General features: G+C 61.5%; 15 protein-coding genes. 2 read left to right on the top strand and 13 right to left on the bottom strand.

What is annotated here, in order from left to right:
* Positions 1-53: 53 nt before the first annotated feature.
* From V8J63_RS00530 to V8J63_RS00490, 9 genes are all read right to left on the bottom strand, one after another.
* A complete protein-coding gene (locus V8J63_RS00530; protein WP_008083808.1) occupies positions 54-377 on the bottom strand; it encodes a DUF3392 domain-containing protein in 324 nt (107 codons plus the stop codon).
* Positions 378-399: 22 nt separating this feature from the next.
* Complete coding sequence (gene hemW, locus V8J63_RS00525) at positions 400-1605, bottom strand: radical SAM family heme chaperone HemW (protein WP_130926542.1); 1206 nt, start codon at positions 1603-1605, stop codon at positions 400-402.
* Entirely contained in the window at positions 1602-2198 is a 597-nt protein-coding gene (rdgB, locus tag V8J63_RS00520; protein WP_122698589.1) for an RdgB/HAM1 family non-canonical purine NTP pyrophosphatase, read from the bottom strand. The genes hemW and rdgB overlap by 4 nt, the downstream gene beginning before the upstream one ends.
* Complete coding sequence (locus tag V8J63_RS00515) at positions 2195-2629, bottom strand: DUF4426 domain-containing protein (RefSeq protein WP_336463430.1); 435 nt, start codon at positions 2627-2629, stop codon at positions 2195-2197. The genes rdgB and V8J63_RS00515 overlap by 4 nt, the downstream gene beginning before the upstream one ends.
* 26 nt (positions 2630-2655) lie before the next feature.
* Positions 2656-3276, bottom strand: coding sequence for a methionine biosynthesis protein MetW (gene metW / locus V8J63_RS00510; RefSeq protein ID WP_039757544.1), 621 nt, complete (start codon positions 3274-3276; stop codon positions 2656-2658).
* A gap of 7 nt (positions 3277-3283) precedes the next feature.
* Positions 3284-4423, bottom strand: coding sequence for a homoserine O-succinyltransferase MetX (gene metX / locus V8J63_RS00505; RefSeq protein ID WP_024014658.1), 1140 nt, complete (start codon positions 4421-4423; stop codon positions 3284-3286).
* Positions 4424-4677: 254 nt separating this feature from the next.
* Positions 4678-5268, bottom strand: a complete 591-nt coding sequence (locus V8J63_RS00500) for a YggT family protein (RefSeq protein ID WP_016772729.1) — start codon at positions 5266-5268, stop codon at positions 4678-4680.
* Positions 5269-5279: 11 nt separating this feature from the next.
* Positions 5280-6098: a pyrroline-5-carboxylate reductase gene (proC, locus tag V8J63_RS00495; protein ID WP_336463429.1), complete on the bottom strand. Its 819-nt coding sequence runs from the start codon at positions 6096-6098 to the stop codon at positions 5280-5282.
* Between the two features lie 23 nt (positions 6099-6121).
* Positions 6122-6808 (bottom strand): YggS family pyridoxal phosphate-dependent enzyme, encoded by a 687-nt coding sequence (locus tag V8J63_RS00490; RefSeq protein WP_110644427.1) that lies wholly within the window; start codon positions 6806-6808, stop codon positions 6122-6124.
* Between the two features lie 56 nt (positions 6809-6864).
* Between V8J63_RS00490 and V8J63_RS00485 the strand changes: the two genes are divergently transcribed.
* Positions 6865-7899 (top strand): type IV pilus twitching motility protein PilT, encoded by a 1035-nt coding sequence (locus V8J63_RS00485; RefSeq protein WP_016772732.1) that lies wholly within the window; start codon positions 6865-6867, stop codon positions 7897-7899.
* Positions 7900-8048: 149 nt separating this feature from the next.
* Here V8J63_RS00485 and V8J63_RS00480 read toward each other — a convergent pair whose 3' ends face one another.
* The gene (locus V8J63_RS00480) at positions 8049-8666 is read right to left on the bottom strand and encodes a C40 family peptidase (RefSeq protein ID WP_024014657.1); all 618 of its coding nucleotides are present in this window, start codon (positions 8664-8666) and stop codon (positions 8049-8051) included.
* A gap of 248 nt (positions 8667-8914) precedes the next feature.
* On the opposite strand from V8J63_RS00480, the gene V8J63_RS00475 reads away from it, so the two are divergent.
* Positions 8915-9349 (top strand): NINE protein, encoded by a 435-nt coding sequence (locus tag V8J63_RS00475; RefSeq protein ID WP_016772734.1) that lies wholly within the window; start codon positions 8915-8917, stop codon positions 9347-9349.
* 151 nt (positions 9350-9500) lie between these two features.
* Here the strand turns inward: V8J63_RS00475 and V8J63_RS00470 are convergent, their stop codons facing one another.
* The 3 genes from V8J63_RS00470 to pyrR are packed head-to-tail and all read right to left on the bottom strand — an operon-like array spanning position 9501 to position 12307.
* The gene (locus tag V8J63_RS00470; protein WP_122751158.1) at positions 9501-10772 is read right to left on the bottom strand and encodes a dihydroorotase; all 1272 of its coding nucleotides are present in this window, start codon (positions 10770-10772) and stop codon (positions 9501-9503) included.
* A complete protein-coding gene (locus V8J63_RS00465) occupies positions 10769-11773 on the bottom strand; it encodes an aspartate carbamoyltransferase catalytic subunit (protein WP_336463428.1) in 1005 nt (334 codons plus the stop codon). Before V8J63_RS00465 ends, V8J63_RS00470 begins: the two co-directional genes overlap by 4 nt.
* Before the next feature lie 27 nt (positions 11774-11800).
* The gene (pyrR, locus tag V8J63_RS00460) at positions 11801-12307 is read right to left on the bottom strand and encodes a bifunctional pyr operon transcriptional regulator/uracil phosphoribosyltransferase PyrR (RefSeq protein WP_024014655.1); all 507 of its coding nucleotides are present in this window, start codon (positions 12305-12307) and stop codon (positions 11801-11803) included.
* Between the last annotated feature and the right edge of the window lie 99 nt (positions 12308-12406).

Genomic DNA, 12406 nt, shown 5'->3' with positions numbered 1-12406 from the left:
ACGCCTTCGCGAGCAGGCTCGCTCCCACATTTTGTTTCGGGGTGCTTGCGGGGTCAGCGGCGGTCGGCGACGACGCCGATCAGCACCAACACCACCAACAGCACCGGCGCCAGGCTGTAGTTGTTGAACTGGCTCAGGCCTTTGATCACCCACGGCGTGGCGTAGATCAGCGCGGCGCCGCTGCCGATCAGGCAGAGCAGGGCCATCAGCGGCACGCGCAGGGCGCCGGCGATGCTGCCCAGGCGTTGCTCGACCCAGCCTTTGAAGTCAGCGCCGAACAGCACCAGCAGGCAACCGACCAGCGCCAAAGCGATTTCCGAGAGATTGCTGCGGCTCCAGCGGGAGACGGTGGCCAGCAGGTCGAGTATCAAATCCATGCGTTTTCCCTTTGAGCTGAAGTCAGTTCAGAAATTGTTGCAGCAAATCGTTGAGGAACAGCTGGCCGCGTTCGGTCGCCGCCAGGCGTGACGGTTCGACCTGCAACAGGCCGCTTTGTTCGGCCTCGCGCCGGCCTTCGGCGAGGGTCTCCAGCGACAGGCCGGTGCGCTCCGGATACAGGCGCGATTCGACCCCGGCGGTCAGGCGCAGGGCGTTCATCAGGAACTCGAAGGGTATCTCGTCATTGCTCAGCGATTTCTCGCCAGCCTGAAAGCTCTTCGCGGGATTCAGATAGTCCTTCGGCAAGCGGGTTTTCCATGTGCGCACGATGCGCCCGTCCGGATGACTCAGCTTGCCATGGGCACCGGCGCCGATGCCGATGAAATCGCCAAAACTCCAGTAATTGAGGTTATGCCGCGCCGGGCGACCGGCCTGGGCATACGCCGAAACTTCATACTGCGCGTAACCGTGCTCGGCCAGCAGCGCCTGACCGGCTTCCTGAATGTCCCACAGGGTGTCGTCTTCCGGCAGCACTGGCGGCTGGTTCCAGAACACCGTGTTCGGCTCCAGCGTCAGTTGATACCAGGAAATGTGCGTCGGCTTCAGCGCAATGGCCTGGCGCAGATCGCTCAGGGCATCGTCCAGCGACTGATCGGGCAAACCATGCATCAGGTCGAGGTTGAAGTTATCGAACCCGGCCTGCCGGGCCATGCCCGCCGCACGCACGGCTTCGTCACCATTGTGGATGCGGCCGAGGGCTTCAAGCTTTTCCTGCTGGAAACTCTGGATGCCGATCGACAGGCGATTGATCCCCAGCTTGCGATAAGCAACAAACTTCTCTTGCTCGAAGGTGCCCGGATTGGCCTCAAGGGTGATTTCGATGTCATCGGCGAACGGGATGCGTTGCTCGACGCCCTGCAACAAGCGTCCGAGGGCTTCGGCGCTGAACAGGCTCGGCGTCCCGCCACCGAAGAAAATCGAGGTCAGCTCACGGCCATACACCGCATGCAGATCCTGGTCGAGATCGGCCAGCAGCGCGTCGACGTATTCCTGCTCAGGCAGCACCGGGCTGGCGGTGTGCGAGTTGAAATCGCAATACGGGCATTTGCGTACACACCACGGAATGTGGATGTACAGCGCCAGGGGCGGCAGGGTTGGCAGCGGTGCCCGAGGCGAGGACGCGGCGCCGCCGATGATCAGCGACGACGCGGAAGAATCAGTGGTCATTTCAAGCCCAGACGCTGGCGCAGCAGATCCATTGCACGGGCGCGGTGGCTGATCTGGTTCTTGTCGGCCGGGCTCAGTTCGGCGCTGGAGCAGTCGCGCTCCGGCACCCAGAACAGTGGGTCATAACCGAAGCCATGCTCGCCGCTGGCTGCGTTGAGGATGCGTCCGTGCCACAGGCCTTCGCAGAGGATCGGCAGCGGATCATCGGCGTGGCGCACCAGTGCCAGCACGCAGACGAACTGCGCGCCGCGCTCGGCTTGCGGCACGTCCTTCAGCGCATCGAGCAGTTTGGCGTTGTTCGCCGCGTCGCCCTGGCCGTCGGCGTAACGCGCCGAATAGATGCCCGGTGCGCCGCCGAGGAAGTCCACTGCCAGCCCGGAATCGTCGGCCAGTGCCGGCAGCCCGGAAATGCGTGCGGCATTGCGGGCCTTGAGGATCGCGTTTTCGACAAACGACAGGCCGGTTTCTTCCGGCTCGACCTTGCTCCACTCGCCAATCGAGCGCAGTTGCACCGAGTCGCCGAGCATGGCCTGGAGTTCTTTGAGTTTGCCGGCGTTATGGCTGGCCAGTACGAGCTGCTTGATGTTCATCATTCGCCGGGAAAGAGTTCTTGGTTGAAATTGATGGTGTTGATCTTGTCGCCGTTCTGCACCTTGATTTCAAAGGTGCGGGTTTCCTGTTGCGGCACCGGGTACTGGGCGATGTAGTAGATCGCGCCCTGTTCGGTGACCTGGCGGAATTTCAGCGCCACGCTGTTGCTGGTCAGGTCCTTGACCGTGCCGGTGACGCTGGCGATCACCGGTTTGCCGTCCTTGACCACCGAGACGTTGATCACTCCCTGGTTTTTGCTGCGGATCAGCTCGGCAGCCTTGGCGATGTCCGGTTGCAGGAACGTCGAGCTGAACGTGTTGTAGTGCACCGTGATGTCGCCGAAGGTTTCCTTGCGTTCACCTTTGATGACGTCCGCCGCCATGGCACTGGCGCTCAGGCAGGCGGTGAGTAACAGCAACGCTAGACGACTCATGTTCGTGCTCCTTCAAATGCCCAGGCTCAGACCGCGACTCGGTGGTCCGCCAACTGCGGACTGCTGACGCGGTAGATACCGATTTCACCTAACAGATTAGGCCATAGCTTACTGGCCCACCCGTGGCGGTGCTGTTGATCCACGGCAAGCCGATCAATGACCTTCGCATCACGTTCGCGGCACAGTTCTTCGAAATCCTCGAAGGTGCAGAAGTGGATGTTCGGCGTGTTGTACCAGGTGTACGGCAGAAACTCGGACACCGGCATGCGGCCCTTGCTCGCCAGATACCAGCGGCAGCGCCAGTGGCCGAAGTTGGGGAAGGTGATGATGCACTGCCGGCCGACCCGGAGCATTTCGTCGAGGATCCTGTCCGGGTAATGCACCGCCTGCAGGGCCTGGGTCATGACGACGATGTCGAAACTGTTGCTGGCAAAATTGCCCAGGCCTTTGTCCAGATCCTGCTCGATGACGTTGATGCCCTTGGCCACGCACTCGGCGATGTTGTCGGCGTCGTTTTCCAGGCCATAACCGGTGACGTTCTTGTTGTCGCGCAGCCAGGTCAGCAGCTCGCCGTCACCGCAACCCAGGTCGAGGACGCGGCTGCCGGCGGGGATCCATTCCTGGATGATTTCCAGATCAGCTCTCATGGCTTTCTCACAACGAAATGCGGTTCATGTAATTGCCGAACGCCTGCAAGTAACGCGGGATCGGAATCAGAAAGGCGTCGTGGCCCTGCGGTGCGTCAATTTCCAGATAACTGACGTCCTTGCGCGCGGCCATCAGCGCATCCACCAGTTCTCGCGAGCGAGCCGGGGAGAAGCGCCAGTCGGTGGTGAACGACATCACGCAGAACTTGGCCGTAGCGTTTTCAAAGGTTTTCGCCAGATCATCGTCGAAGTTCGCCGCCGGATCGAAGTAATCCAGCGCTTTGGTCATCAACAGATAAGTATTGGCATCGAAGCGCCCGGAGAACTCTTCGCCCTGGTAACGCAAGTAGCTTTCGACCTGGAACTCGACGCTGTGGAAGTCGTAGTTGAGCTTTTCGCTCTTCAGGCCACGGCCGAATTTCTCACCCATGGAGTCGTCGGACAGATAGGTAATGTGCCCGACCATGCGCGCCAGCATCAGCCCGCGCTTGGGGATCACGCCGGCTTCCTGGAACGAACCGCCGTGGAATTCCGGATCGGTGAGGATCGCCTGGCGCGCGACTTCGTTGAAGGCGATGTTCTGCGCCGACAGTTTTGGTGCCGAGGCGATCGCCAGGCAGTGCCGCACGCGATCCGGGTAGGTGATGGTCCATTGCAGGGCCTGCATGCCGCCGAGGCTGCCGCCAATCACCGCTGCCCACTGGCCGATGCCGAGCAGGTCAGCCAGGCGCGCCTGGCTGTGCACCCAGTCTTCCACGGTGAGCACCGGGAAATCGGCGCCGAACGGCTTGCCGGTCTCCGGGTTGATACTGCTCGGGCCGGTGGAGCCGTTGCAGCCACCGAGGTTGTTCAGGCTGACCACAAAGAACTTGTTGGTGTCGATCGGCTTGCCGGGACCGATGCAGCTGTCCCACCAACCGGGCTTGCGGTCGTCGACGCTGTGATAACCAGCGGCGTGATGATGACCGGACAGCGCGTGGCAGATCAGCACGGCGTTGCTCGCCTGGGCGTTCAGCGTGCCGTAGGTTTCATAAATCAGGTCATAAGCGGCCAGCGAACGGCCACAGGCCAGCGTCAGCGGTTCGCTGAAATGCGCGGTTTGCGGCGTTACCAGACCAACAGAATCGGCGGGAAAGGCAGTTGGCATCGACCCTGCTCTCGTTGAAATGAGGCGTAAGTCTAAAGACCGGGGGGGTTAGCGGCAAGCAGCCCTCACCCTAACCCTCTCCCACAGGGAGAGGGGACTGACCAAGGTGTTCTGTCGAACTGCGCCGACCTGATAATTGCGAGTCGAACTCCAATCTTGAGCTCAACACAAATCGGCTCCCTCTCCCTTGGGAGAGGGCTGGGGTGAGGGGCGCAGACGACGCCATATCAAGCCGAGCGCCAATCCCTCTCACCTCACATCAGCAAACGCAGAATCTCCGGCATCATCGTCATCGCCGCCAGATTGTTGATCACCAGCATGTCGATCAATTTCAGCGCAAGGAAGGCGAAGATCGGCGACAGGTCCAGGCCGCCGAGGTTCGGCAGGAAGCGGCGGAACGGTGCCAGCGCCGGCTCACAGATCTGGTTGACCAGTTCGGCGCCCGGATTGTGGCTACCCGGTGCAACCCACGACAGGATCACGCTGATGATCAGGGCGAAGAAGAAGATCTTCAGGAACAGCGCGGTGACGCCGATCAGCGACCAGATCACCAGTTGCAGCGGGTTGCCGGTGGTGCCGTAGGTCAGCAGCAGGGTCAGCGCCATCAGCAGCAGTTGCACCAGAATCGCCAGCACCAGCGACGACATGTCGAGGCCGAACAGGCTCGGGATGATCCGGCGCAAAGGCTTGAGCAGCGGCTGAGTGGCCTTGACCACGAACTGGCACAGCGGGTTGTAGAAGTTCGCCCGCACCAGTTGCAGGACGAAGCGCAGCAGCACGATCAGCAGGTACAGGCTGCCGAGGGTTTGCAGCACGTAAACCGCTGCGGTGTTCAATCCGATCATGTAAGGCTCCTTTATTTGCCCAGTTGTTCGGCCATTTCGGCCGAGCGGTGCGCGGCGGCGCCGAGTGCGGTTTCAACCAGCGCTTCGAAGCCGCCAGCCTGGAATGATTTGATCGCAGCTTCCGTGGTGCCGTTTGGCGAGGTCACGCGGCGACGCAATTCGGCGGCGTCGACATCGCTGGACACCGCCATGTGCGCGGCGCCCAGAGCAGTCTGCACGGTCAGTTGCTCAGCGATCTCTTTTGGCAGGCCAAGTTTGACGCCGGCGGCGGTCATGGCTTCGATCAGCAGGAAGAAGTACGCCGGGCCGGAGCCGGACACTGCGGTGACCGCGTCCAGTTGCTGTTCTTCTTCCAGCCACAGGGCGATGCCGACGGCGGACAGCAGCTCTTCGGCTTGCTGACGCTGCTCGGCGGTTACTTCGCTGGTCGCGTACAAACCGCTGACACCCTGACGCAGCAGCGCCGGGGTGTTCGGCATGCAGCGCACGATTGGCTGTTCGCCGAGCCACGCGGTCATGCTCGCGCAGGTAATGCCGGCGGCGATCGACACCACCACTTGATTCGGTTTCAGGCTTGGGCGAATCGCCTCGCACACGGCTTTCATCGCCTGTGGCTTGACCGCCAGGACGATGACATCGACGCCTTCGATAGCCTGGGCGTTGTCAGCGAAGGTTTCGATGCCGTGTTCGGCGCTGACCTTGGCGCGGGTGTCTTCGCCCGGATCGCTGGCGCGGATCTGCGCCGCTTCCAGACCTTTGGCGCGCAAGCCGCCAATCAGACTGGCCGCCATGTTGCCCGCACCGATAAACGCAATACGTGTGTTGCTCATGTGTGGTCCTTATCTGGAAACGTTCAAGACTGGGAATAATCTCTGGCGCCAAACAGCGCGGTACCGATCCGCACCCAGGTGGCGCCTTGGGCGATGGCCGACTCGAGGTCGTGGCTCATGCCCATGGACAGTGTGTCGAGCGGCAGATCGAGGCTCGCCTGCAATGCCTGCACGGCGGCGAAGGCAGCGTCCTGTTCGGCGCGCTCCTCGGTCGGCTCGGGAATCGCCATCAAACCGCGCAGTTTCAAACGGGGCAACGCGCTGATCGCCTCGGCCAGCGCTGGCAGATCGGCCGGCGTGCAACCGGATTTGCTCGCTTCGCCACTGACATTGACCTGAATACAGATGTTCAGTGGCGGCAGTTCGGCCGGGCGTTGTTCGGACAGGCGTTGGGCAATTTTCAGACGATCCACGGAGTGCACCCAGTCGAAATGCTCGGCAATCGCGCGAGTCTTGTTCGATTGAATGGGGCCGATGAAGTGCCAGATCAAGGGCAGGTCGGCCAGCTCCAGCTGTTTGCCCAAGGCTTCCTGCAAGTAGTTCTCGCCGAAGTCGCGCAGGCCCGCCGCATAGGCTTCCCGCAGGGCCTGGGCGGGTTTGGTCTTGCTCACGGCGAGCAAATGGATGCTGTTTTCGTCGCGGTGCGCAGCTTTCGCCGCTGCCTGGATGCGCGAACTAACCTGAAGGATGTTGTCTGCTATCGTGGACATCAAGAGGCGCCGGCGGTCTGTAGGTTCGCGGCATTCTACTGGAATTGAGGGACGCTATGGATATCACTGAACTGCTGGCCTTCAGCGCCAAACAGGGCGCTTCCGACCTGCACCTGTCGGCCGGCCTGCCGCCGATGATTCGCGTCGATGGCGACGTGCGACGGATCAATCTGCCGGCGCTGGATCACAAGCAAGTGCACGATCTGATCTACGACATCATGAACGACACCCAGCGCATCGAATTCGAGAAAAATCTGGAAACGGATTTTTCCTTCGATGTACCCGGCGTGGCGCGCTTTCGGGTCAACGCCTTTAACCAGAATCGTGGTGCCGGCGCCGTGTTCCGCACTATTCCGTCGAAAGTGCTGAGCATGGAAGACCTCGCCATGGGCGATGTTTTCCGCAAGATCACCGACGCGCCGCGCGGGCTGGTGCTGGTCACCGGGCCGACCGGCTCCGGCAAGTCGACCACGCTGGCGGCGATGATCGATTACCTCAACACCCATCGCCATCACCACATTCTCACCATCGAAGACCCCATCGAGTTCGTCCATGAATCGCGCAAATGCCTGATCAATCAGCGCGAAGTCCATCGCGATACGCGCAGCTTCGCCACCGCACTGCGCTCGGCCCTGCGTGAAGACCCGGACGTGATTCTGGTTGGCGAGATGCGTGATCTTGAAACCATTCGCCTGGCGCTGACCGCCGCCGAGACCGGGCATCTGGTGTTCGGCACGCTGCACACGACCTCGGCGGCGAAGACCATCGACCGCGTGGTGGATGTGTTCCCCGGCGACGAGAAGTCGATGGTCCGTTCGATGCTGTCGGAGTCGTTGCTGGCGGTAGTGTCGCAGACGTTGATCAAGAAGATCGGCGGCGGGCGGGTGGCGGCGCATGAAATCATGCTCGGGACATCGGCGATCCGTAACCTCATTCGCGAGGACAAGGTGGCGCAGATGTATTCAGCGATTCAGACCGGTGGGTCGTTGGGGATGCAGACACTCGATATGTGCCTGAAGGATCTGGTGACCAAGGGCTTGATCAGCCGCGAGCATGCGCGGGAGAAGGCGCGCACCCCGGATAACTTCTGAGGGTCGGTGGTGCGGCTGCCGGCCCCTCGCGAGCAGGCTCGCTCCCACATCAAACCGTATTCCTTCAGCTGGAATGCATTTTTCTGTGGGAGCGAGCCTGCTCGCGAAAAGGCCGGTACTGCTGAAGCTGATTCAGGAGATCAAACAGCTCAGCGCTGGACTACGCGCAGCTGCTGTTGCTCTTTCGGCAACACGCGCTTGGCGACGACGTAATGCTTTTCCCAGTACGGCTTGTTCAGCGTGTCGATGCTCACCGCTTTGCCACGGCGCGGGGCGTGGATGAAGCGGTCGTTGCCCAGGTAGATGGCAACGTGATTGACCCGACGGCTCTTGATGTTGAAGAAAATCAGATCGCCCGGCTTCAGATCCTTGCGCTCGACTTTCTCGCCGTGACCGCTGGCCATGGCATTGGAGGTGCGTGGCAGGTCGAACGTAGCGTCGTTGAACGCATATTTCACCAGACCGCTGCAATCGAAGCCTTTACTTGGGCTGCTGCCGCCCCAACGATAAGGTGTACCGAGGACGTTTACCGCACGGCTCAGCACATTGCTGCTTTCCTTGCTCGCCATCGGTGGCACCAGCTTGCTGCGGCTCTTGCTGCTCAGCGTGGTGGTCTTGCTCTTGCTGCTTTTGCTCGATGGAGCCGAAGCATGGGATTTAGGGGTGAAGCCGTTGACGTTGGGAAGACGTTGCTCACGATTGGTGGCGTGGGCGGCCAGTGGCATTAATAGGCAAATAGTCAGCCATGTCTTGAAAAATGGTCGCATTAGGCGTGGCTCATAAGTGATAGCGCGCAACTTTATAACAGCTTTTTTTGCCGTTCCGAGGCCGTTCATCGATTCATTCGGCTGGCTATGGAACCAAAAACGCTCAAAAAGTACGCAATTGTCCGACAGAAGTCAGGTTCTACAAGGGTTTCGCGCTAGCAACGGTAACATTTGCCATACGTCGGCCACCTGTAAAAAAGTCACAAAGAAATGAAGAATATTTATCTATCGAGTGCAATGAGGTCTTAATGAACAGCTATCAGCTACCCCGCGTGAAAGAAAAAGACACTCACAGCAAAGTCATCGGCTACCTGCTGTGGATCTTCGGATTCACTGGCGCGCACCGCTTTTACTACGGCAAACCGGTGACCGGGACGATCTGGTTCTTCACCTTCGGTTTGCTCGGGATTGGCTGGCTGATCGACCTGTTTCTGATCCCGGCGATGGATCGCGAAGCGGATCTGCGCTTTGCCGCCGGGCCGATCGAGTACAACGTCGCGTGGATTCTGCTGACTTTCCTCGGTGTGTTCGGCGTGCACCGGATGTATCAGGGTAAATGGATCAGCGGCCTGCTGTATCTGCTGACCGGCGGGTTGTTCTTTATTGGCGTGCTGTATGACTTCTGGACCCTGAACGATCAGGTGTCGGTGCGCAACGCGCAGAATCGCGGCGCCTTTCAGTAAGTAGTGGCGAGGGGATTTATCCCCGTTGGGCCGCGAAGCGCTCCTGAATCCGAGAACGCGGTGGATTTGCTCCACCGCTTGCAATGGCTTCGCGACTGCTACGCAGCCGAACGGGGATAAATCCCCTCGCCACAATCTCCTCAGCAGCAGGTCATGCCTGGTGGCTGATCCGCCCATCCACCAGAGTGTAGCGCACCACACCCGGCAGACTGTGCCCGATGAACGGGCAGTTCTCGCCCTTCGACAGCCAGTGTTCACCGGCCACCGTCGAAGCCTTGGGGTCGAACAGGACGATATCCGCCGCGCCGCCTACCGCCAGTTTGCCCGCCGGCAGGCGCAGGGCTTCGGCCGGACCTGCGCTGAGACGTGCCAGCAGCGTCGGCAAGTCGAGCAAACCATCCTCAACCAGCGTCATCGCCAGCGGCAGCAGCAACTCAACACTGCTGATGCCCGGCTCGGTGGCGCCGAACGGTGCCAGTTTGGCGTCGCGCTCGTGGGGCTGGTGATGGCTGGAGATCGCCGAAACCACCCCGGACTTCACTGCCTCACGCAGGCCGTCGCGGTCGGCGCGGGTGCGCAGCGGCGGTTGCACGTGATAAAGGCTGTTGAAGTCGATCAGCGCTTCGTCAGTCAGGATCAGCTGATACAACGCAACATCCGCCGTTACCTTCAAGCCACGGGCCTGCGCCTGGGCAATCAGCGCCACACCGCGCGCACTGGTCAATTGGCTGAAATGCGCACGCACGCCGGTCTGCTCGACCAGTAGCAGATCGCGAGCCAGCGCCACGGTTTCGGCGGTTTCCGGGATGCCCGGCAGGCCTAGGAAACTGGCGACCGCGCCTTCGTGAGCGAGACCGCCCTCGGCCAGATCGTGATCCTGCGAGTTGAAGATCACTGTCAGGTCGAAAGTCGCCGCGTATTCCAGCGCCCGGCACAGGGTGCGGCTGTTGCGGAAGCTCTCCAGACCGTTGCCGAACGCCACGCAACCGGCGTCGCGCAGCGCGACCAGTTCGGCCAGTTGCTCACCGTCCAGACCTTTGCTCAGCGCGCCAATCGGGAACACTTTGGTGTTGCCAGCCTCGCGGGCGCGGTCGAGGATCAGTTCGGCCACAGCGGAGGTGTCGAGCACCGGTTTGGTCTTCGGCGGGCAGCACAGGCTGGTCACGCCACCGGCAGCAGCGGCGCGGGTTTCGCTGACGATCGAGCCTTTGCGGCTGTAGCCCGGCTCGCGCAGGGCAACGTTAAGGTCGACCAGGCCAGGCGCGGCGACCAGGCCTTGGGCATCGATGGTTTCTACTGCGCTGAAACCGGCCGGTGCGGCGCCGAGGGCGACGATCTTGCAGGCTTCAACGTGGATGTCGGTGATTTGATCCAGGCCGCTGCTGGGATCGATGACGCGTGCGCCGAGAATGCTGAGCTTCACTGGGCGTTCTCCTGCTCGAATTGACGTTGCGCAGTCTGCCCGCTCATGGCCATGGACAGCACGGCCATACGAATCGCGATGCCGTAGGTCACTTGATTGAGGATCACCGAGTGCGGGCCGTCGGCCACCGCCGACTCGATCTCCACACCACGGTTGATCGGCCCCGGGTGCATGACAATGCAATCGGGTTTGGCTCCGGCCAGACGTGCGGTGGTCAGGCCGAACAGGCGGTAGAACTCGCCTTCGCTGGGCAGCAGGCCGCCGGTCATGCGTTCACGTTGCAGGCGCAGCATGATCACCACGTCGACGTCTTTCAGGCCTTCGGCCATGTCGGTGTAGACCTTGACGCCATACTGCTCGATGCCGATCGGCAGCAGGGTTTTCGGCGCGATCACACGGATATCCGGGCAGCCGAGGGTTTTCAGCGCGAGCATGTTCGAGCGCGCCACCCGCGAATGCAGGATGTCGCCGACGATGGCGACCGAGACGTTTTCGAAACCGCCCTTGTGCCGACGGATGGTGAGCATGTCGAGCATGCCCTGGGTCGGGTGCGCATGCCGGCCGTCGCCGCCGTTGATGATCGCCACCTGCGGGCAGACATGCTCGGCGATGAAGTGCGCCGCGCCCGAGTCGCCGTGGCGCACGACAAACATGTCGGCGGCCATGGCCTCAAGGTTGCGCAGGGTATCGAGTAACGTTTCGCCCTTGCTCGCCGACGATGTCGACACGTTCAGGGTGATCACGTCTGCCGACAACCGTTGGGCCGCCAGTTCAAACGTGGTGCGGGTGCGCGTGGAGTTCTCGAAGAACACGTTGCACACGGTCTTGCCGCGCAGCAACGGGACTTTCTTCACCGCCCGGGCACCGACTTCAAGGAACGAGTCGGCAGTGTCGAGGATTTCCGTCAGCAACTCGCGGTGCAAACCGTCGAGCGAGAGGAAGTGGCGCAGCTGGCCCTGATCATTGAGCTGCAGCGGGCGCTTGGTATCTAGAGGCGTCATCGCGAGGGGGACTCTCAATAGGGCGGATTAAAGGGTGACGTCTTGCAGTTCGAGCGTCAGCGGCTCGGGGCCGGACAACTTGACCCGCTGGTTGCCGGCCAGGGTCAGGGTGGCGCCGACCACGTTCGGGCGGATCGGCAGCTCGCCGGCGTCCAGGTCCAGCAGGCAGACCAAGGTAACGCTGGCCGGGCGGCCATAATCGAACAGTTCATTCATGGCGGCGCGGATGGTCCGACCGCTCATCAGCACGTCGTCGATCAGCACCAGATGCTGGCCTTCGATCTCGAAGGGCAGGGCGGACGGGCGCACTTGCGGGTGCAGGCCGTTCTGGCTGAAGTCGTCGCGGTAGAAGGACACATCCAGCGTGCCCAGTGGCGCATCGCTGGCCAGTTCCTTGAGCAGCGCCTGCGCGACCCAGATGCCGCCGGTGCGGATGCCGATGTAACGCGGTTCGCTGATGTCACGCTGGGCAAGGTGCGCCTTGAGGCGGGTCGCCATCTGGCTGATCAGATCGGCGGGATTGGGCAGGCTCATGGTTGCTCCTTCGTGATTCCGCGCTGCGTCCTGCCGGACGAAGCTCGGTTTATAACCAAAAGAAAAGCGCCGAAGCGCTTGTCAGGATTCAAACAATGC

This window comes from Pseudomonas sp. CCNWLW23 (assembly GCF_037095675.1).
Classification (GTDB): Bacteria; Pseudomonadota; Gammaproteobacteria; order Pseudomonadales; family Pseudomonadaceae; genus Aquipseudomonas; species Aquipseudomonas atacamensis.
This window is presented reverse-complemented; position numbering and strand designations above follow the sequence as displayed.